The following is a 19,427-nucleotide window of genomic DNA, read 5'->3' as shown; positions in this document are numbered from 1 at the left end:
CTGTTTCTTAGATCAGGTTCGGAGCCAGATGACCAGGGCGGCCAGGGTGACGGTGCCGAGGAAGATATAGGCGCGCTTGTCATATCGCGTGGCCACGGCCCGGAAGTTCTTCAGCCGGTTGATGGCCCGTTCGACGACGTTGCGTGCCTTGTAGCGTTCGGCGTCGAAGCCGGTGGGCCGTCCCCCGGCCGAGCCGCGCCGGCTGCGGTTGGCACGCTGGTCACGTGGTTCGGGGATGGTGTGGCGGATCTTGCGGCGGCGCAGGTGGTCGCGGTTGGCGCGGGAGGAGTACGCCTTGTCCGCGGCCACGCTGTCGGGTCGCGTGCGCGGGCGTCCCGGCCCTGGCCGGGGGACCCGGACGGCCCGCAGTACCCGCTGGAACTGCGGGCTGTCGCCGTACTGGCCCGGTGTCAGGACCAGCGACAGCGCCCGGCAGCGGCCGTCCGCCGAGAGGTGGATCTTGGTGGTGAACCCGCCGCGGGAACGGCCTAGGCATTCCCCAGTCTGACCACCTCCGCCAGCCGGGCGGCCAGCGCGGCCAGCACCGGATCGCCCCTGTGATGCGCCCGCACGGTGGTGGAGTCTACGGAGATGTCCCAGTCCACCTCGCCCTCGGCGTCCTGCTCGGTCTGGATCGCGGTCAGCAATCGCTGCCAGGTGCCATCGGCCGACCAGCGTCGGTGCCGTTTGTAGACGGTGATCCAGGGGCCGAACCGTTCGGGCAGGTCACGCCAGGGCAACCCGGTGCGAGCCCGGTACAACACGCCGTTGATCGTCTGTCGGTGGTCGTTCCACCGCCCGCCCTGCCGGCCGCCTTCCGGCAGCAGCGACTCGAGCCGCTCCTACTCCGCATTGGTTAAGTCACCTCGACCCATAGGCTAATCGTGACGACTCAGACACGATTAGTCAGTAGATCCAAGAAACAGTACCGAGTCGGCTCGGACGACGAGCGTCTTGCCGATCGGCAGGGAGACGACGGTGGGCACGACTCTTCTCGTGCCTCAGACAACAGCAATGCTTCACAGCGCGGACGGGAGTCTCCGGCATACAACGTGCTGGCCGCCGGAAGCCCGCATGCATCCCGGGCCTGCCCGACGGCACCGCGATCAGGCAGGCGTTCGGCTGGCGCGCTGCGTGTGGCCGACGCTGGCCATGACCACTACGGTTCTGGATGCTCGAGGGCGCGAAACACCGCCGGCGTTGTCCCATCCATCCAGAGTCCCGATCTATGGCCGGTGAGACAGCGCGCCGTCGTCAGCGTTGGATCACTCGCATCTGGTCCTCGTTGTGGCTTGCGCCTGCGGCCGGAGGCAGAGCGTCGAGCTTGGCGAGCTGGCCGGCAGTCAGTTCGATGCCATCGGCGGCGATGTTCTCCTCCACTCGCGAGACTCGCTTGGTACCAGGAATCGGAGCGATGTGCTCACCCTTGGCCAGCAGCCAGGCCAGGGCGACCTGCGCCGGAGTGACGCCCGCCTCGAAGGCGATGGCCCGCACCTCGTCGGCGAGGGCCAGGTTGCGCCGGAAGTTCTCCCCCACGAAGCGCGGGCAGGTCCTGCGCCAGTCGGTGTGGTCGAACTCCTCAGGTGAACCGACCGCGCCGGTCAGGAAACCGTGCCCGAGCGGCGAGTACGGCACGAAACCGATGCCCAGTTCGCGCAGTACCGGCAGCACCCGCTGCTCCACGTCCCGGGTCCACAGCGAGAACTCCGACTGCACGGCGGTGACCGGGTGCACGGCGTGGGCACGGCGGATCGTCTCCGGCCCCGCCTCGGACAGGCCGATGTGGCGGATCTTACCCTCCTCGACCAACTCGGCCAGGGCACCGACAGTGTCCTCAATCGAAGTGTCCGGGTCGACGCGGTGCTGGTAGTACAGGTCGATGACGTCGACATCCAGGCGCCTGAGCGAGCCCTCGACGGCGGCGCGGATGCTCGCCGGACTGCTGTCGAGGTCGCCGGGGCCACGCCCAGTGTGCGAGATCATGCCGAATTTGGTCGCCACGACGACCCGGTCGCGGCGGCCCTTCAACGCGCGGGCGAGCAATTCCTCGTTCACGTACGGGCCGTAGACCTCAGCGGTGTCGAGGAAGGTGGCGCCCAGGTCCAGCGCGCGGTGGATGGTACGGATGGACTCGGCGTCGTCGCTGCCGGCGCCGGTGTAACCGAAGGACATGCCCATCGCACCCAGACCGATGCGGGAGACGTCCAGGTCACGCAGAGTGGTGTGCTTCATGATCACCTCATGGGAAGGAATGGGATGGTGACGACGCATCGGGGCCGGCGACGCCGCCGACGAGGCCGCGCTGCATTCGGTCGTGGACAGCCGGGCCGGCGGGGTCGCTGGAGCGGAACACCGCGGGCGACTCTCCCGCGGTGATCAGCTCTTCCAGCACCTGCCGCATCGCTCCTGCCTCGTTGAGATGCAAGGACGGCTCATCGGGGACCTCGATCCCCAGGAAGCGGCAGAACAGCTCTTCGACCTGGCTGACCTCGAACACCAGCAACCGCTCAGCCCGGATGCCTTTCTGACGCCTCCGTATGCCGGTGGAAGGCGTCGACCGTGACCGTCTCGTCCGGCATGCCGTCGCGGAAGTCCCACTCTGCGCCGAGAGTGGATCGGACGATGTAGTTCATCACCCGTCCGTACCTGGCCGGGGCTCCGAAGAAGGCGGCGGTCTTCGGGGAGAGCTGCTGCGGGAGCTCGCGGGCCGGGCCTTCGTTGATGAGCCTATGCATGCTGGCGTACCGGCAGCGGGAGTCACGGACGGTCAGAATGACCTTCGCCTCGGGGAATGCCTCGGCCTGCTCGCGCCAGGGGCTGGCCGGCCGGCCAGCCCCTGGGTGGAGGAGCGGGGGAAGCCGGCTCCGATCACTTTCATCATGTCGTTGCTCCTGCTCGAAAGGTCAGGTTGGATCTTCAGTGGGGAAAGACGAGGGTCGAAGCGGGTCACGATCGACAGCGGAGGCGATCTTGTCGGAGTTGCGGACCATGTGAATGCCACACACCTGCGTGCCCTCGCCGTCGAGGTCAAGCACCATCACCATGAACGGCGCGCCTGGAGAGAAGAGCACTACGGTGGGATCGCCGATGACCTGGTGGAATCGGACGTTCACCCCCACATCGACGCCGGCGGAGGCCGCAAACATCGCGGCGATCCGGCGACGGCCGTGAACGGTATGCGGCTCGGCCACGGCCGGCTCTTCGGCACCGCACCACAGGGTGGCGTCGGGCGCGAGCATCTCCATCAACACGGCTCGATCACCGCGGACTACTGCCTCGGCGAATCGCCCAGCCACTTCCTGAGGCGTGTGCCGAATGGCCTCACCCGGCGGACACCGCTCCCGGACCTGCTCAAGAATCTGGCCAATGATCTGCCGGACGACGAGCGGACCGCAGTCGAGTACGGCGGCGATCTCGGTGTCCTGAAAGTCGAAGCTCTGGTGCAGAACGAATACCGCCCGCTGCAGTGGTGTCAGCAGGTCCAGCATGTCAGCTTCCGGATCCCTGCACGCGCCGGGCGCGAGGTTGGCCTCCGTACGCCGTCGTAGCGAGATCTGGTGTGCGTGGGCCTGAGTGACCGCGATCCACAGCAGGTGGCCACGCGGGTCAGCGATCATGTTCGCGTCCCGCTCCGACCACGCCAGCCATGTCTCATGCAGCACTTCCTCGGTGCCGCCGACCGTGCCGAGCATGTTGTAGACGATCGAGAACAACAACTCGCGGTGATCGGCGAACGCCTCGGTGCCATCGGCCGCAGGCGGTTCACGCATCATAAAGCTCCTTCTCGCGACGGATACACCTCCAAGAGCCCTCTGGACTGGGAAATGTGACCTCGCCGCGAGAGAAGGTTGGATGAGCCACCGGATTTGCGTCGGGGCGCAGGTGGTGTCCGCCGGTGCGCGACAGCCATGGCTGCGGCTCGTTCCATCGAAACCAGGACACAGGCCTTCCTGCCTGTTACGCCGTGGGACGTAGTCTCCGGGGCGTCTACTCCCCTGGTGACAGCCGAGACTGACACCGTCCGGATGACGACGGACGGCAAGGGGCAAGCGTCCATCATGAGCGAGAACGTCCAGCTTGACGGCTTGATCTCCGCTTTCGTGCTCAATACCAGAGCCTTGTCCAGGCGGTGACCCGAGCCGTCCGGGCCGTTTCCTGGGTCAGGCCGACGGATGCGCCGTCTGGCGGTAGGTCAGGCGGCGCAGCAGGATCTCCGCGGGGCCACGGTGGCCGGTGCGTCGCATGACGTCGGCGAGGAGCAGTGAGATCAGCCAGGTCGCCGTGGCGACGCCCATGGCGCCGACCAGCCCGAGATCATCCTGGAGTCCCAGCCCATACGGGTGGAAGACCGCGAGGAACGCGACGGACTGGAAGAGGTACAGGCTCATCGAGCGCTGGCCCAGCGCCTCGACGGCTGTGGTGAGCCGGTTGCGCCGCCGGTCGGCCGCGATGGCGATCAATCCGATGATCGCGGCCATGCCGATCCCGCCGAGGTATCCGGTGAGCGGCTGTGCGAGTGCCGCGACCCACGTCGCCGCGGCCGGCGGCTGGGCCCACGCGCCGACCTGGATGAGACCGGCGGGGAAGGCTCCCACGACGGACAGGGCCGTGGTGATCACCGCGGTACGGGTCAGGAGGGAGCGGTTACGTGCGGGTTCGTCCAGGACGCGCCGCCGCGCTGCCCACATGCCCAAGAGCACGCCGGGAACGACTGAGACCACGCCGATGACCAGGACGTAGGGCCAGCCCTGGAGCCGAGTGATGAGCGCTTCCGCGATGCCCGCTCCATCGGCGGCGATACTGCTCTGGCTGTACGTGGACACACCTTGCGACATGGCGAGCCACATGCCAGAACCAGCCGTGAGGGTGGCCGGTATGAACATGATGCCCGCCGCCCACAGGAGCGTCGAGTCTTTCGCTTTCAGCAGGCCGGCGAGCAGAACGGCGGCCAGGCCGTACACCGCGAGAATGTCGATCGGGACCAGCGCCGCCACGTGGACGAACCCGATGGTGACCAGCCACCATCCCCTGCGGCGTTGTAACTTGCGGATCGCTACCCATTCCTGGCCGCGTCGTGCCTGCGCCGCCAGCAGTTGCACCATCGCGTAGCCGAACAGGAAGGCGAACATCGGCCGGGCGTGGTTGTGGACGGCCAGCAGGTGGAAGAAGCCCGCGACGTCGTTCGCCACGGCGGAACCGTGGTCGGCGTTCTCCACGAACAGCGGCGCGTGTGCCATGGCGATGGCCAGGAGCATGGCGCCTCGGGCGAGATCCGGCGCCAGCGCTCGTGCTGTGGTGCGGGGTGGTGCAGCAATTCTCAAGGGGGACGTCCTCACAAGGATCTCCTCAACGACTTCTCCATGCCGGTACGGCACCATGGCGCCGTGCTGGGCAGCGAAGGTCTTACCAGGCCGGACGAATTGGCGTGTCATCCCTCCGGTTCGGCACCTCCCAGAATGTGCCTTTGGATCTGCTCGAGGAGCGCCGAGGAGTCTTTCAAGCTTCCGAGCAGATGCTCGATCGACATGAGCGCGAGCCCTTGCCCAGGGGCGGCGAGCACGAGGAGCTTGTCACCGGGCTCGATCCCCAGATCGCGGCGCGCCTGAGCCGGGATCACGATCTGCCCGCGCTCGCTCACCGTCACCGCGCCGTAGAAGCCGCGGCCTCCAGGGCCATAGGAGATCGCACCGTCATCAGTGGCCATTGATCTTCCTTCAATATCGCATGATATGTCAGCAATACACAACTTATCATGTATTTCATACCCACAGATCGGGTCGTCTCGGCCAGTCTGTGGATGATGGGATCGGTGCCATGTCCACAGCGATCACCGGGCTCGACCGGTGCATGCAGTCCGGATCCCTGCTGACTGCCGTGTCGGCGATGACCGAGTTCGGCTCGGCCCTGCACGTCCTGCGCGACCCCGGCCATCACGGTCTGGAGGAATGGGCGGCGAAGATCCGCACCACGATGAGCCCACTCCTGGCAGAGTGGACGCGATCGTGGTGGTGGACGGCCCAGGCGATCAGGGCGACGCCGTTCGTCACGCCCACGCCACCGGCGGACGGCTTCGACGACCGGCTCGACCAGTTGCGCGCCATGCGTCCCGACGACCTGGCCGGCCGGTTGCTGCGCCCCATCGCCCCTTCAGGTGACATACGGGTCGCGCTCCGCTGGTCACGCTCACGAGAGCCGGCGGTTGCCGCCCGGGTCGAAGCGCTCGTCACGTGCCCACAGGAAGCGACCGAAGGCTTTCTCGCATTCCTGCGCCGTAGCTGGCACGAGTGGTTCGAGGCCGAATGGACGCGGATCCAACCGACGCTGGCGGCGCGGGCGAGGCGTTTCGCCGACACCGCGTCCCTGCAAGGTCCCGCGTCCGCGCTCGCCTCGCTCGACGCTTCGGTGGAGCCGGCCCTGTCCGGGGTGAGCGTGCGCATCGCGAAGGTCCAGGCCACCCGTCATGACGTGTCCCAGCGCGGGCTGACTGTAGCGGCCAGCACCTTCATCCGGCCCCACCTGTACGTGGCCGACGTGCCCGGACGGCCTCTCCTGCTCATCCATCCCGCCGACACCGGTTCCCCCGTTCCTTCCGCCGCCCTGGTACGGCGACGGCTTGAGGTCCTCGCGCACCAGGGCCGTCTGGAGGTGGCTCGGGCGATCGCAACCGAGCCTCGAACGGCCGGTGAGATCGCCATGTTGTGGAACATGGACCCAACGCAGGTGAACCGGCATCTCCGCGCCTTGGCCGCCGCAGGACTCGCCACCGCGGCCCGCCACGGCCGGTTCATGCGATACCGGCTCGACACCGGCGTCGTCGGAGCCGTCGGCGAAGATGTGCTGGCGCTCCTGCTGCGCTGAGCACGATTGACCGGATTCGTCAGTCCGATGGCCGGATGGCCGCTGTGGTGGTGAAGTCCCTCCAGCCACCTGTGGAGGGAGACACCGTGACAATCCTGTCTCGGGAAGAGGCGATCAGCCGCCTGCGGGCCGATCGGGACATCATTCTTGCCCACGTCACCGGGCTGACCCAGGCGCAACTCGATGCCGACTATCTCGTGGACTCGGGCCCGCTCGGCGACTTCTGCCACTCCTTGCACGACCTCATCGCTCATGTCCTGATGTGGGATGAGATCAACTTGGCGGTGCTGGCCGAAGCCTCCGCCGGCCGGACGCACTGGAGCCTCGATCCACGCTGGGAGGAACCTGCCATCGGACAGGCTCTGAATCTTGGGGGCGTGGAAGCGGGCCGGCACCTTCCCGCCGCGCTTCTCCTGCACCGTTTCGAGTCGGTTCACGAGGCGATCGTGCGGGACATCGGCACGTTGAGCGAGGAGTCCTGGGGCTCACCTGGGGTCGGCGCGGTGGCGCAGAGGGTGTGGACGGTGCCGGGGCAACCAGCGTACTGGCATGCCGCGCTCCACCTTCGCCAAGTGCCGTCCGCCTTGTCTGCCGGCCGCAGCCGGTAAGGAGCCGTCATGGTGCAAACGCAACTCCTGGAGGAACCCGGATTCGCAGAGGAGACCGCGGCATTGCTCGCGAGCCTGAGTCAGCGGGCCGAGCTCTCCGACTACCGGACCCTGCTCGCCGCCCGCGCAGGGTCCCCGGACCCCGCACTGTCCGGCCGGCTCGATCCATCGGTCCGTGTCGCCGACCTCTACCTGCCCGCGCGAGGCGGCCCCGTACGGGCGCGCATCTACCAGGAACGGACGATGGCGGGGCCGCGACCGGTTCTGCTGTGGCTGCACGGCGGCGGCTTCATCGGCGGATCCGCCGATGACCTCGACCACGTATGCTCCCGCCTGGCCAACCTGGCGAAACTAACCGTGGTTTCCCTCGACTACCGGCTCGCGCCCGAGCATCCTCATCCGGCCGCACTGTTCGACACCTACGACGCCATCGGCTGGCTGGCCGAGCACGGCTCGCTGATCGGCGGCGACGGCCGGATCGCGGCCGGCGGGCAGAGTGCGGGAGCCGCCCTGGTCGCCGGCGCGTGCCTGATGGCCCGCGACCACGCCGGACCGGCCGTGTCGCGTCAGATTCTCTGCTATCCGGTACTGGACTTCGGCCAGGACACCGAGTCCTTCCGCGAGTTCGACGGGGTGTTCCTGAGCATCAAACCCGGCCGATGGTCAGAGAGGCAGTATCTGGCCGGGCAGCAGGTGACTCCATACGCAGCGCCGTTGCGCGCCGAAACGCTGGCCGGGCTGCCGCCCGCTCTGGTCATCGGAGCCGGCCGCGATCCGCTGCGCGATGACGCGCGTGGCTATGCCGCCCGGCTGGACGCCGAAGGAGTGGAGGTGAGGCATGTGGAGTTCGCCGGGACGATGCATGCGTTCCTGAACTTCTGCGGCGTCCTGTCCGCCGGACGCCACGCGATCGACCTGATCGCAACCGAACTGACGCGGGTGTTCCCGACGGACGTCACCGGCCTCGGCAACCAGACCCGTTGATCACGTCCGATCCTCTGGCGAAGCCGATCGGACGTCCGCCGGATGGACCGCGCTGATCCATCCCCGACGGCGAGAGCAGTGAACTGCCGAGGATCTGTCGCCGACGGAGCATCAGCCTGCGCAAAGGCGGCCTCGGTCACCTCGACAAGTGCCGCCACGATCTGCTCTACCTCAGCTCTGCCTGGATTACCGCCTGCAAAGGTGCTCTGACATGGCATCGAGGGCCCGGGTCATCGACGTCCTGCACCGTCCCGGCCGCGGGCTTCGCCATGCTCACACGGCCGCGTGATCGCACCCGACATTCACTGCGCCGACTCGGACAGACCCCAGACCGGGACGAACCAGATTCGGGAGACCCTGAAACGACAAGATCCCGCCCGATCTCGATGATCAGACGGGATCTTGCCAACTTCAGTCAGCCGTCTCAAGGACGGCCCGAAACCGCCGAAGTCGATCACGCCACAGAGGCGGCGCGCGGTGCAGCAACTCGCCTCGACGAGGCAGTGGCCCCATCTGGCGAATACCCGAACACGTCTCGGCAGGCCGGACTGAACCAACCATTCGCCGACCACTGGCGTCGGTACGAGCGAGAGGAGTCATATTGGACCGCAATGACAGCTTCCGCGAGTTCATGGCCGTCCATCAGCAGTCGCTGATGCGGACGGCCTACCTGCTCACGGGGGACGCCCACCTGGCCGAGGACTTGCTGCAGAGTGTGCTGCTCAAGGTACTCAGCCGCTGGCCCAAGCTGGTGGACGTCACCAGTCCGCAAGCGTACGCCCGTAAGGCCCTGGTCAACCAGCACATCTCCTGGCGCCGGCGGCGGACCAAGGCGGCCGAGCTGCCGAGCGCCGAGCCGCCGGATCGGCGGTACTCCATCGAAGATCCCACGATCATCCGGATCATGATGCTGCGAGCGCTCGCGCAACTGCCGCCCAAGCAGCGCACGGTGATCGTCCTGCGTTACTACGAAGACCTCACCGAGCACGAGACCGCCAAGCTGCTGAACTGTTCGATCGGCACGGTCAAGAGCCAAGCCCACCATGCGCTCGCCCGCTTACGAGTACTCGCGCCGGAACTGGCGCCGAAGTTCGCCGAAATGGAAGATCTGGAGGGAGCACGGCGATGACCTGGCTGCGTGACGTACTGGACGATGTGGCCGACACCGCGCCCCCGGTAGACCTGACCGAGCGGACGATCGGGATCCGCAAGCGGCGGCGGCTCAGGACGACCTCGATCACCGCGGCCGCCGCGGTGATCGCCATCGCGCTCGGCGTGACGGCCGCTGCACGACTGCAGCCCGCACAGCCGCGCCCGGCCATCGCGCCAAGGACGGTGAACGACCTGCCGGCGCGAGGGGTAAAGCCGCTGAGCCACGCCTTCATGACGTACTGCCGGCCCGAACACGGCGAGGCATCGGCGGGATGCGTGCACGGCTGGCAGGTGGTCACCCGTAGTGGCACGACGTACCGGGTGGCGCAGGCCCTGTCCGATTTCACGCCGGGGCTCCGGCCGTCCCCGCTGGCGATCAGCCGGGACGGCCGCAAGATCGCGTACTACGACACCAAGGCCGGCACTTTCGCGGTGCGCGACCTCGCCTCCGGAAAGGTGCTCACGGCGCCGACGAAGGTGCCCATGGGCTGGCTCGGCAGAATCGTGCACCTCCTGCTGTCGGATGACGGCCGCTTCCTCGCCTTCACCTCAGCGGCGAGGCTGAAAAATTCAGCCATGCTATTCGACCTGCACAAACGCATATCCCGGCCACTGCCGAACGGCTGGAACCCCATCGGCCTGTCCCCGGACGGCGACACGATCACCCTGGCGGAATACTCGCCCAAGACCCGTCTGCAGACCATCACCCGGCTCTGGCAGACGTCCCCGGCAGGCAACACGACAACCGTCGACGTCGCCGGCAACACCACGGTCGGCGCGCTCGGGCCCGACGGGCACAGCATCGTTGCGCTGGAGTTCGTGAAAGTGGGCAGCGCCGGATGCATGAGAATGGGCGCCGACCTCATGCACCTGGACCGGAAAGCCGGCAAGGTGCTCCGCAGGGTCCCCGTGCGGGACCTGTCCATGACGGCCAATGTCGTCCTTCTACGCGGTTGGACCGGCCCACACGAGATCATGGCGCTCGCCAAGCCCTTCGTCTGCCGTGACAGAGACAACACACCGGCGTCCAGCCTCGACCCGCCGGACGTTCCCTTCACGGCCTACGCGGTGAACGTCGAAACCGGCAGAGCCAGGAAGCTCACCACCTTCACCGCGCAGGACTCCCTCAACCTCGTCCTCCCAGGCTTCCCCGGCAACCCTTGATATCCCTGACCTCGGCGAGGTCGCCGACTCCCTGCGCGCCCGCGATCTGGCCATGGCCATGGACCTGCCGCTGACACAGAACGCCATCCAGAACATCCGCGCCAAGCTCGAACGCCTGGCCGGCCACGGCACCCTCGCCGAGACCGAGCCGGGATTGTTCACCCAACCGCGCCCATAGCCCGAACGGCGAGTTCCCGGCCAGCCGACCTATCCCAATCCCAACGATTAAAGGGACATTAGCTCGCGGAACGTACTCTCACAAGGCGAGCCATCTCCTCCTTTATGACGGCAAGGGCGTTCTTCCGCTCTTCGCGACGACCCGCGCCCGTCACTCAAATTATGGGCGACATGAACATTGTGATCACATGAGGCGGGCGCCGTTTAATTTCAAGAAGCTGCAGCCCCAGATAGAGACGTGGATCACATTCTCTGACATGACGTCACACCCCGGACCGCTACGGCGCTCTCAGGGATGTCACCAATGCGACAGTGCGCTACCTGAGGTCGGCGCTGCGCAGGTGCAAAGTAGTCCCTGGCTCTACTCAACTTGACCCGGAAGGTGCGGTCATGCGTCACTCCCTTCGCAGGATCTCCATAACAGCTGGCATCGTGAGTGCGATGCTATTCGGCACGTTACAGACTTCGGCGATCGCAGCTCCAGTGGAGCCCGCTCCAGCCCCTGCCCCGACTCCTGCAGACGACAAGGTAAGTCGGGACAACACGGGTTCCTCACCCGATACCGTGGCAGCTGCAGCACTGTGCTACTTCAAAACCAAGGGCGACAACCTCCACATATCCGGGTCAGCCTTCGAAGCATCCGGACACGGCTGGTGGGTAAACATCGATTGCAGCGCCACGAAGGCGGTCGTTACGGTGCAACTGCAGGAGTATTTCAGTGACGGCACCTGGAGAAATCGTGGCACGCCGGGCGAGAAGACGGTGCGGTCCGGCGGAGGCTCGGTCAACCGTGCGACCGGGCGAGCAGCCTGCGACAGCTCCAAGCTGACAGGGTGGCGTAGCGTTATCGACGTGGATCTGGTCGGCCAGCCCGACGACTCGGACAAGCTCACCACGTCGGCTCAGAACATTTACTGCAGGCGGAATTAGCTACAGGCGGCAATACAAGGATGGCGACTTGAGTATCAGGCCCGTCAGCACCATGCTCGCAGCTCTGCACGGCGAGCTGGCGTTGCATCCGTGGCGAGATCCTTTCGTCGCTTCCTCGGACGCGTACAGCCTGTTCGTCGCTCGGTCATCTGCGATGCGATGGCTCACGGAAACCGAGGAGAACGCGTCCGGCGGAGTCTGGGGCATGAACGACGCTGGGCAGAACTCAGGCGTTTCCTGGTTTCAGGTGTCGTTGACCGAACCGGTCCCCGCCGACCGACCGTTGCCGGTACAGGCATTCCTCTCATGTGCGGGCGACGTCGTGGCGCGTATCGGAGCTCTACGTCTGCGGGCAGTTCAGGTCCTTCTGCCTGTGCAGAGCCTCGACGCGTCAGCACGCGCGTCGTCGCCCGCGCGTGGACTGGCAACATTGCTCCAGGACAACGGCTGGTTCGCCGACTGCGACCCGCGCTCGAGAACACGAGTGCGGGTTAGGCTGGAGAGCGGACAGGATTCATCCGTCCACTCGGCTGCGCCTGAGATGCTCCAGTGGATGCAGGGATTCAAACAGGACGTCTTCTCGTGTGACTCGTTCTCCTTGACCGACGACGACGATATGGTTCTGAAACCCGCCGTCATCGCGGAGCGGCGGCTCGGGTCCGCTCACCACAGGGCAACATTTCACGGCACCCTCGCCGAGTGGTCGTTGGATGCTCTGGGATGGTCGGCCGCTTTTCTCGCCGAGGCGAGCTGTCGGTATGGAGTCAGGACCCCGCTGATGCTCACGGCTTGCCAAATTTGATGCGGCCCTACATCAGCCTCCGGCCCCTCGGCTGCCACGGCCCACAACTGGAGCGACCCCGGAAGCTAACCGGATGAGACATCAACCTCGGCAATTCAGCCGACTTGCGATGATCGGATTGCCTAGATCACGAAATCGCAGAGAACGGATACACCTTTCGGGTGAACGCTACGGCATGGGACCGCCGCTTGTCTGTCCGAGTGGGCAAATGCGCTGATCAGACGGGGTTAACCGGAGCGCTGGGCGCGGTGTTCGCCCGGCTGGGCCGCTCGCCGGCCTGGGATCGAGACGTGGTGCTCGCCCACCAGGAGCAGCTCTTCGGCACCCCACCCTCGGACTCCGCCGTGCGGCGGGCGCTGGAGCCCGTCGGGACGTCGGACCAGCTACAGGCCGTCAACCTGGCCCGGGAACTGCGCGCGGCGGGCACGGCGCGGTCACACTCGTGGTGCACGAGCACAAACGGCTCGGCTGCGGCCTGGACATGGCCGCCCTGGCCGAGCAACTGAAGGCGGTCGGCATCAAGTTGGAGTTCCTCACCGGCGAGCTGTTGGGGCTCCCACGAACCCTCGGGCGTGGTGTTCACCGTGCTGGCCGCGCTGTCGGGGATGGAACGCGAGTACATCCGCGACTGCACCCTGGAAGGCCACGAGTCCGCCCGCGTCCGCGGCAAGGCCGTAGCCACCCTCATCACCTTGGTGGAGCACGCCCTGACCCGGCACATGCACACCCCGGTCTAAAGGCGTTCCTTACGGGTGCCGCCCGCCGTCCGGCCAGGCGGTACCCGCTCATCACGGGCCTGCAAAACGGCCTTTCACATCCTCTCGCGCACGTCGCGGCAGGCGTTCTCGGCGGCGTCGAACAACTCGGCGACCATCGGCCGCACCGAGTCCTGGACCTGCCCGGCCGGCTCGCCGGCGAGCAGCCGGCGTCTGAGCTCGGCGTCCAGCACCCGATCGACGGCTGAGGCGAAGGCCGCCATGAGCCGTGGCCGAAGCCCTTCGCCCAGTGGTGGTGCGGTCTCGGCCAGGGTGGCGGCGAGCAGGTCCTCGCGTTCCTGGCGCAGTTCCAGTTCTCTGGTGCGCAGCGCAGGGCTGGCGTCCAGGGTCCGCTGGTAGTCGACGCTGTGCACGAGCAGGCCGGCGACGTGGTAGTCGCCGAGCAGTCGCAGGTAGCCGCGGGCCAGGGCCCGCGCGATCGGTTCGTCCGCGCCACTTTCCCTGATGGCTGTGCTCGGCGACGAGACGTAGCTGTCGCGTTCCTGGAAGAAGAGGTGCTCCTTCGACGGGAAGTGGTTGAAGACCGTCTGGACGGCCACGTCGGCCTCGCGGGCGACGTCGGCGATCGTGACCGAGTCGAAGCCGCGGTCGAGGAAGAGCCGCATCGCCGCCGCGCCGACGGCCTGCCGGGTCTGCTGCTTCTTGCGGTCGCGCCGGGTCGTCGTCTCGCTCATGGGCCAAGCGTAGGGGTCGGCGGCTACACATTTGGCGTCCGTCCATCTCTGGGTTGAAGTTATCTCTGTAGTTACTATAGTTATGTAGTGACTACAGCTATTCTGGAGGTGTGCATGAACCGGCACTGGACCCTGTCCAGGGTTCTCGTCGCTCTGATGGCCGTCGAGACCGCCCTGGGAGCCCTCGTGTTCGACGTGATCGTGCCCGACACGGCCCACGAGCACTTGTTCAACCCGGCCTGGTCCCCCCACGCCAAGTTCCACGACGCGCAGTACATCGTCACGTCCCTGGCGCTCGGCCTGCTCGCGCTGGCCCTGCTGGCCGTCCGCCGCGGTGACGCGCACTCGCGCCTGCTGTGGGCGGCGGGCGTGCTCGCCGTGCCGTGGGCGAGCATGTTCCCGGCGCTGCTGTTCCCCGGCACCGCCAGCTACGACCCCGAGTTCGCGAACGAGACGCAGTTCGTCCTCGGCCTGCACGGCCAGTTGTTCATGGCCGTGCTCACCCTCGCGATCCTCGCCGTGGCGGCCTTCCTCGCCTCGGCCCGGCGGCGGCGGGCCGACGCGTGAGGCTGTTCGTCTTCGGCGCGAGCGGCGGCACCGGCGCTCACCTGCTCGCCCAGGCCCTCGAGGCGGGTCACCGGGTCACCGCCGTCGCCCGCACGCCGCGATCCCTGTCCGGCCATCCCCACCTGACGGCCCTGCGCGGTGACGTGCTGGAACCCGGCGAGTGGCGGCAGGCCCTGGCGGGGCACGACGCCGTGCTGTCGTGCCTGGGCAGCGCGCACCGGCGTCCCACGACCGTCTACTCGCAGGGCATGGCCGCCATCGTCGCGGCCATGCAGGACTGCGAGGTGCGCCGGCTGGCCTGCGTGACGTCCGCCAGCCTCGACCTGTCGCCCGCCGCGCCGCTGGGTCAGCGCCTGCTGATCGGCCGGGTGATCCGCCCGCTGTACCGGCACATGTACGCCGACATGGCCGAGATGGAGCGCATCATCACGGCCAGCGACCTCGACTGGACCGTCGTCCGGCCACCGAGGCTCACCGACGCGCCCTTCACCGGGCGATACCTGACGACCGTCAACGAGCACCTGCCACGCACCCGGTCACTGCCGCGCGCCGACCTCGCCCACTACCTGCTTCACCATCTCGACGACCGGGCGACCTGGCGGGCCTGGATCGAAATCTCCCGCCGCTGACCCGGTTCTGCGAGGCGCTCAGACGGTGGCGTGGCCGCGGACGAGCCGGCCGACGACCTCGGCACGCAGACGCAGGTGCACGAAGTCGGAATGCTCACGGGTGGTGATCTGGTCGCGCGGCGCTTCCACGTCGAGATCGGCAAGGCGTTGGACTCGGTGCCCGGTGAATACATCGGCCGGCACCTGCTGGCCCGCGCCGACGGCGCGCTGTTCGACGGCGGTCGGTTGGTCAAGACGCACCCGCGGCAGAGCGCCGGTGGGCGCAGCACCGACCGGGCCAACCTGCCCAATCAGCGGGCCGCTTATGCGATGCGTGACATCGACGCGCTGGTCCGCGCCGCCCGTCGGGCGGGCCCCAACATCGGGATCTATGCCGAGCGGCACTTCGACGACAGCCTGCCTAAGACCTGGATGCGGCAGGTCTACCGGCTGCTCGGCTTGGTACGCCGCTACGGCGCCGGACCGGTCGAGGCGGCCTGCGGCAAGGCATTGGAGCGGGACGTGCTGTCGGTGTCGAAGATCTCAGCGATGCTCGCGGCAGGCACCGAGCACGTCCCGATCCCGCCGCCACGCCCGGCAGCGGCCGGAGCGGGTCGCTTTACCCGCGACCCCGCCGAGTTCAACCCAGTCCACCGCGCTCGCCTGACGCTCCTGGGCTCCAGCGACGTACCGGAGCGATCCTCATGACCGGCACGACGGGCAGCCGTGTCCGTGATCCGATCAGCGGCGACCTCAAGGCCACCCTGCGGGCGCTCAAACTCGGCAAGATGCTCGACACCCTGCCCGAACGCCTCGCCCTGGCCAAGCAGCAGCACCGGGCCCACGCCGACTTCCTGGAACTGGTGCTGGCCGATGAGGTCACGCGCCGGGAGACCGGCTCGGCCGCGCTACGCGCCCGCGCCGCCAACCTGCCGGCAACAGCATCGAGACCGAGATGCGCCGCCTGACCCACGTGCAGCTGCTCATCATCGACGACTTCGCCCTCAAGGGCCTGGACCAGATCGAAACGGCCGACTTCTACGAGCTCATCGTGGAACGCCACCGCGAGGCCGCCACCGTCGTGACCTCCAACCGCGCGCCCGGCCACTGGCTGGCCATGATGGCCGACCCGCTGCTCGCCCAGTCCGCCGTCGATCGGCTGGTCTCGGTCGCGCACGTCCTCATCGTCGAAGGCGAGTCATACCGGATGCGTCAACGACCTACCATGCACCCCGACAACGACCCAACCACCGGACTCGCAAGATCCCGTACGCCGACAGGTATCCACGATCGGTGAGACACCGACCCGACGAGGCAGTGCAGTCGGTCTGCCTGACCGACTGCACTGCCGACAAGTGGTCCGGTAGACCCCAACTTCTGGACGAGGCCCGTCGCGGCCCAGCACGACGGGCGTTCTTTCATGTTCGGTGTACGGCGTGGATGTGCACGGCGACCTTCGTCACGTTACGCTTCTGTCGTGGCGCCTGGCGCGTCCTATCGGGGGCGTCCGGCCTGTTCAGAAGAGGATCAGCCGCAGTGCACGTCGTTCAGCGTGGTGACCGTCCATGCCGGTGAGACTCCCTCTACGTCGATGCACTGGCCAGGCGCCGAGACGTACACCGGGCCGGCGTAGTACTGGTATTCGCCGGCGTCGCTGTCTCTTCCGCTGCCATCGGCTCTTGAGATGATGACGCCCTTCCAGCTCGTGGTGTTGGCGTAGGGCCCGTCGCCGTAGGTGAGGGCGCAGTTCTTGCCGGTGCTGGAGCTGTAGTACACCTCCAGGACGCCCGTGCGGTACCCGTACTTGTCGACGCCGATGTTGTAGACACCGACCCGGTTGTAGCTGCTGCCGCAGGGGCCGGTCGCGCTGGCCGGGGTGGCCCCCGTCACCAACGTGGCGGCGGCCACGACCGTGCCGACCAGGGAAGTCGCCAGCTTATAGGTGCGCACGAATATCCTTTCGATTGCCATGCCATGGTGGAACGGTTGGATGCGAAGCACTTCGTGGCTCACAGGGCGGCCCGGCGCCGGGTACTGCAAGTGCGATCATGAGATTCTCCTCGAGGTTCACTTCGGGACTCGGCCTCGTTGGACCTTTCTATGAGTGCTTCGGTCGCCGGAGTGTGACATCCGGTCAGGGCGCAGGCGGAGTTGTCCCTCATGGGCACGCCTGTGGACCGCACCGCATCATGGAAGTGAATGGGCTCGTTCGAGAGGTCGCCGCGAGGTCATGCCAGCGTGCGGCCGTCTTCACTGGCGCCGGCTCAAAAGCCTGGTGGGGAGATGTCTCCGGCCCAGCCTCGGTACGTGGAGCTTTTCAGCTCCGTGACCTGCCCGGTGCCGACGTCGATGACGTACGTCTGGTCGCCCGGCGTCGGCACCACGCCTGGCTCTGAGGACTTCGTCAGGGGCTGGACGAGCGTCACCTCCGTCTCGCCGTGCCAGTCACCAGCCGTGGCTGGAACCGGCCGGCTACCGCACGACGCCAGGCCCTCGACATCCTCCAGGAGTCGCCGGAAATAGGCTTGCCGGTGCGGGGAGCGGCGTGGTGGGATGCCGCACTGTGAGCGCTGCCGATGATCTCGTCCGTCCGGCCGAATATCCCCGTTCCTCCCGCTACGACCCCGGCTGGCTGCTGGACCTCGACATGGGGCCGAACCCGCTGTGGCTGCTGGAGGACCTGGCGCGCGATCTGGAGCTGCGGCCGGGCATGAGGGTGCTCGACCTGGGCTCCGGGCGTGGCGCGACCTCGGTGTTCCTCGCCAGGGAGTTCAAGGTGGAGGTGGTGGCGGCCGATCTGTGGGTGGACGCGCGGGCGGCGGCGGAGGTCTTCTCCGAGGCGGGGGTGGCCGACCTGGTCGAGGCGGTCAACGCCGAGGCGCACGCGTTGCCGTTCGAGCCGGGGTCATTCGACGCGATCGTCAGCATCGACTCCTATGAGTACTTCGGCACCGCCGACGGCTACCTCGCCTACCTTGTCCGTTTCCTCAGGCCCGGCGGACAGCTCGGCGTCGCCACACCCGGCATGACGCGGGAGATCCGGGCGCTCGGAGCCATCCCACCGCACATCAAGGCGGTCGTGGGCTGGGAGGCCATCGCCTGGCACACTCCCGAGTGGTGGCGCTTCCAGTGGGAGGTCACCGAGCTCGTCACCGTGACCTCGGCGCGGTTGCAGGAGCGCGGCTGGCACGATTGGCTGCTGTGGGCCCGTGCCTGTCTGGAGCGCTCTCCCGGCCAAGACAACGTCAACCGGCAGGTCGTCGAGATGCTGGAGGCCGACCAGGGCGAGTTCCTGTCCTTCGCGATGGTCACGGCACGCAAACACTGAACACCGGGGAGCAAGGCGCCGTGGTCGGGTCGGGCCGGGTCGCCGGCTCCCGGCCGGCCGTTCGATCGACATGCCGGGAGCCGGTGGCTGTCATGGCGCGGCAGGTCAGGTGGCGAAGGCGGCGGCCTGTTCGGTGGCCCACTGCGCGAAGGTGAGTCCGGGGCGGCCGAGGATGTTCTCGGTTGCGTCGGAGATCAGTCCCGCCTGGAGGTAGGAGGCGGCCTGCATGGTGAGGAAGGCGTCGATGAGGGGTACCGGGAGCCCTCCTCTGGCCATGGCCTCGCGGGCGGCTTCGTGGGGGACCTCTTCGAAGCGCAGCGGCCGGCCGATGGCTTTGCCGATGGCGTCGATCATCTGGCCCTGGGTCATGATCTCGGGTCCGGTGAGGACGGGTTTGTGGCCGATCAGGTCGTCATGGAGCAGGGCGTGCGCCGCCACGGCGGCGATGTCGCGTTCGTGCAGGGGGGCCCACGCGGTGTCGCCGTAGGCGCTGCGCACCACGTCGCCGTGGCGGATCTGCGTGCCCCAGGAGGAGATCGCGTTGGTGGCGAACCAGCCGGGCCGGATCGCCGTCCACGGCAGGCCGGACTCCTCGGTCGCGGCTTCCACCTCCTTGTTGTATTCCCCGCGCAACCGGGAGGGCTGCTGGTCGAGCGGGTGATCGACGTTCAGGGCCGACATCACCACCGCCTTGGACACGCCGGCGTCCCGGGCGAGGCGGAGCAGTTCGCCGGTGGACTGACGGACGAGGCTCGGGTCGGGGTTCTGCCCCATGGCGCGCGGGTGGACGAACACGGCC

General features: G+C 67.4%; 25 protein-coding genes and 1 pseudogene. 16 read left to right on the top strand and 10 right to left on the bottom strand.

The annotated features are described in order from the left end of the window. Positions 1-12: 12 nt before the first annotated feature. From FAF44_RS33470 to FAF44_RS33445, 7 genes and pseudogenes are all read right to left on the bottom strand, one after another. Positions 13-827 (bottom strand): IS5 family transposase gene (locus FAF44_RS33470; protein ID WP_237107351.1). Its coding sequence is split into 2 segments (ribosomal slippage): positions 13-558 and positions 561-827, totalling 813 coding nucleotides; the frame shifts between segments, so codons are not numbered across the junction. Between the two features lie 427 nt (positions 828-1,254). Further along, positions 1,255-2,232 (bottom strand): aldo/keto reductase, encoded by a 978-nt coding sequence (locus tag FAF44_RS33465; RefSeq protein ID WP_237107350.1) that lies wholly within the window; start codon positions 2,230-2,232, stop codon positions 1,255-1,257. A 7-nt stretch (positions 2,233-2,239) separates the two neighbouring features. Further along, entirely contained in the window at positions 2,240-2,497 is a 258-nt protein-coding gene (locus tag FAF44_RS55145; protein WP_308193428.1) for a hypothetical protein, read from the bottom strand. 10 nt (positions 2,498-2,507) lie between these two features. Beyond that, a pseudogene (locus FAF44_RS55140) lies at positions 2,508-2,804 on the bottom strand (sulfotransferase); the annotation flags it as partial. Positions 2,805-2,903: 99 nt separating this feature from the next. After that, a complete protein-coding gene (locus FAF44_RS33455) occupies positions 2,904-3,773 on the bottom strand; it encodes a nuclear transport factor 2 family protein (RefSeq protein ID WP_237107330.1) in 870 nt (289 codons plus the stop codon). Positions 3,774-4,160: 387 nt separating this feature from the next. Further along, positions 4,161-5,336: a DUF418 domain-containing protein gene (locus tag FAF44_RS33450; protein ID WP_368857780.1), complete on the bottom strand. Its 1,176-nt coding sequence runs from the start codon at positions 5,334-5,336 to the stop codon at positions 4,161-4,163. A gap of 92 nt (positions 5,337-5,428) precedes the next feature. Beyond that, complete coding sequence (locus tag FAF44_RS33445) at positions 5,429-5,704, bottom strand: AbrB/MazE/SpoVT family DNA-binding domain-containing protein (protein WP_237107328.1); 276 nt, start codon at positions 5,702-5,704, stop codon at positions 5,429-5,431. Between FAF44_RS33445 and FAF44_RS33440 the strand changes: the two genes are divergently transcribed. The 10 genes from FAF44_RS33440 (at position 5,704) to FAF44_RS33400 (ending at position 13,412) form a co-directional block, all read left to right on the top strand. Continuing rightward, a complete protein-coding gene (locus FAF44_RS33440; protein WP_237107327.1) occupies positions 5,704-6,858 on the top strand; it encodes a DUF5937 family protein in 1,155 nt (384 codons plus the stop codon). The two genes, FAF44_RS33445 and FAF44_RS33440, sit on opposite strands and share 1 nt — an antisense overlap. An 86-nt stretch (positions 6,859-6,944) precedes the next feature. Continuing rightward, positions 6,945-7,466: a DinB family protein gene (locus tag FAF44_RS33435; protein WP_237107326.1), complete on the top strand. Its 522-nt coding sequence runs from the start codon at positions 6,945-6,947 to the stop codon at positions 7,464-7,466. 9 nt (positions 7,467-7,475) lie between these two features. After that, positions 7,476-8,450: an alpha/beta hydrolase gene (locus FAF44_RS33430; RefSeq protein WP_237107325.1), complete on the top strand. Its 975-nt coding sequence runs from the start codon at positions 7,476-7,478 to the stop codon at positions 8,448-8,450. Positions 8,451-9,051: 601 nt separating this feature from the next. Further along, on the top strand, positions 9,052-9,579 hold the full coding sequence (locus FAF44_RS33425) for a SigE family RNA polymerase sigma factor (protein ID WP_237107324.1): 528 nt from the start codon (positions 9,052-9,054) through the stop codon (positions 9,577-9,579). Next, a complete protein-coding gene (locus tag FAF44_RS33420; RefSeq protein ID WP_237107323.1) occupies positions 9,576-10,766 on the top strand; it encodes a hypothetical protein in 1,191 nt (396 codons plus the stop codon). Before FAF44_RS33425 ends, FAF44_RS33420 begins: the two co-directional genes overlap by 4 nt. 52 nt (positions 10,767-10,818) lie before the next feature. Next, on the top strand, positions 10,819-10,944 hold the full coding sequence (locus tag FAF44_RS55135; protein WP_272895366.1) for a hypothetical protein: 126 nt from the start codon (positions 10,819-10,821) through the stop codon (positions 10,942-10,944). A 563-nt stretch (positions 10,945-11,507) separates the two neighbouring features. After that, positions 11,508-11,873 (top strand): hypothetical protein, encoded by a 366-nt coding sequence (locus tag FAF44_RS33415; protein ID WP_237107322.1) that lies wholly within the window; start codon positions 11,508-11,510, stop codon positions 11,871-11,873. Positions 11,874-11,901: 28 nt separating this feature from the next. Continuing rightward, positions 11,902-12,675 carry a hypothetical protein gene (locus FAF44_RS33410; RefSeq protein WP_237107321.1) on the top strand — a complete coding sequence of 258 codons (774 nt, stop codon included), beginning with the start codon at positions 11,902-11,904 and terminating at the stop codon, positions 12,673-12,675. A 248-nt stretch (positions 12,676-12,923) separates the two neighbouring features. After that, on the top strand, positions 12,924-13,181 hold the full coding sequence (locus FAF44_RS33405) for a hypothetical protein (RefSeq protein WP_237107320.1): 258 nt from the start codon (positions 12,924-12,926) through the stop codon (positions 13,179-13,181). A gap of 66 nt (positions 13,182-13,247) precedes the next feature. Next, positions 13,248-13,412, top strand: coding sequence for a hypothetical protein (locus FAF44_RS33400; protein WP_237107319.1), 165 nt, complete (start codon positions 13,248-13,250; stop codon positions 13,410-13,412). 74 nt (positions 13,413-13,486) lie between these two features. Here FAF44_RS33400 and FAF44_RS33395 read toward each other — a convergent pair whose 3' ends face one another. Next, complete coding sequence (locus FAF44_RS33395; RefSeq protein ID WP_237107318.1) at positions 13,487-14,125, bottom strand: TetR/AcrR family transcriptional regulator; 639 nt, start codon at positions 14,123-14,125, stop codon at positions 13,487-13,489. An 87-nt stretch (positions 14,126-14,212) separates the two neighbouring features. On the opposite strand from FAF44_RS33395, the gene FAF44_RS33390 reads away from it, so the two are divergent. From FAF44_RS33390 to FAF44_RS33370, 5 genes are read left to right on the top strand one after another with little or no spacing between them, the layout of a single operon-like run. Further along, entirely contained in the window at positions 14,213-14,692 is a 480-nt protein-coding gene (locus FAF44_RS33390) for a DUF6640 family protein (protein WP_237107317.1), read from the top strand. Beyond that, entirely contained in the window at positions 14,689-15,321 is a 633-nt protein-coding gene (locus FAF44_RS33385) for an NAD(P)-dependent oxidoreductase (RefSeq protein ID WP_237107316.1), read from the top strand. The genes FAF44_RS33390 and FAF44_RS33385 overlap by 4 nt, the downstream gene beginning before the upstream one ends. A 30-nt stretch (positions 15,322-15,351) precedes the next feature. Next, positions 15,352-16,008: a hypothetical protein gene (locus FAF44_RS33380; protein ID WP_237107315.1), complete on the top strand. Its 657-nt coding sequence runs from the start codon at positions 15,352-15,354 to the stop codon at positions 16,006-16,008. Then, complete coding sequence (locus tag FAF44_RS33375) at positions 16,005-16,268, top strand: hypothetical protein (RefSeq protein ID WP_237107314.1); 264 nt, start codon at positions 16,005-16,007, stop codon at positions 16,266-16,268. The genes FAF44_RS33380 and FAF44_RS33375 overlap by 4 nt, the downstream gene beginning before the upstream one ends. Before the next feature lie 5 nt (positions 16,269-16,273). Next, the gene (locus tag FAF44_RS33370; protein ID WP_237107313.1) at positions 16,274-16,597 is read left to right on the top strand and encodes an ATP-binding protein; all 324 of its coding nucleotides are present in this window, start codon (positions 16,274-16,276) and stop codon (positions 16,595-16,597) included. A 230-nt stretch (positions 16,598-16,827) separates the two neighbouring features. On the opposite strand, the gene FAF44_RS33365 is transcribed toward FAF44_RS33370, so the two are convergent. Continuing rightward, entirely contained in the window at positions 16,828-17,250 is a 423-nt protein-coding gene (locus tag FAF44_RS33365) for a hypothetical protein (protein ID WP_237107312.1), read from the bottom strand. 613 nt (positions 17,251-17,863) lie between these two features. Here FAF44_RS33365 and FAF44_RS33360 point away from each other — a divergent pair. Continuing rightward, positions 17,864-18,628, top strand: a complete 765-nt coding sequence (locus FAF44_RS33360) for a methyltransferase domain-containing protein (RefSeq protein WP_237107311.1) — start codon at positions 17,864-17,866, stop codon at positions 18,626-18,628. Positions 18,629-18,733: 105 nt separating this feature from the next. Here FAF44_RS33360 and FAF44_RS33355 read toward each other — a convergent pair. After that, the coding region (locus tag FAF44_RS33355) for an NAD(P)H-binding protein (RefSeq protein ID WP_237107310.1) at positions 18,734-19,427 on the bottom strand (694 nt) is incomplete at its 5' end.

It is taken from the genome of Nonomuraea sp. MG754425 (assembly GCF_021699195.1).
Classification (GTDB): Bacteria; Actinomycetota; Actinomycetes; order Streptosporangiales; family Streptosporangiaceae; genus Nonomuraea.
Note: the sequence above shows the minus strand (reverse complement) of the source record. Positions and strands in the feature narration are given on the sequence as shown.

Coding starts and splice junctions, on each gene's coding strand:
- FAF44_RS55135 (WP_272895366.1), top strand. CDS start 10,819: ATGGCCATGGACCTGCCGCTGACACAGAACGCCATCCAGAACATCCGC.
- FAF44_RS33395 (WP_237107318.1), bottom strand. CDS start 14,125: ATGAGCGAGACGACGACCCGGCGCGACCGCAAGAAGCAGCAGACCCGG.
- FAF44_RS33430 (WP_237107325.1), top strand. CDS start 7,476: ATGGTGCAAACGCAACTCCTGGAGGAACCCGGATTCGCAGAGGAGACC.
- FAF44_RS33420 (WP_237107323.1), top strand. CDS start 9,576: ATGACCTGGCTGCGTGACGTACTGGACGATGTGGCCGACACCGCGCCC.
- FAF44_RS33455 (WP_237107330.1), bottom strand. CDS start 3,773: ATGATGCGTGAACCGCCTGCGGCCGATGGCACCGAGGCGTTCGCCGAT.
- FAF44_RS33465 (WP_237107350.1), bottom strand. CDS start 2,232: ATGAAGCACACCACTCTGCGTGACCTGGACGTCTCCCGCATCGGTCTG.
- FAF44_RS33445 (WP_237107328.1), bottom strand. CDS start 5,704: ATGGCCACTGATGACGGTGCGATCTCCTATGGCCCTGGAGGCCGCGGC.
- FAF44_RS33375 (WP_237107314.1), top strand. CDS start 16,005: ATGACCGGCACGACGGGCAGCCGTGTCCGTGATCCGATCAGCGGCGAC.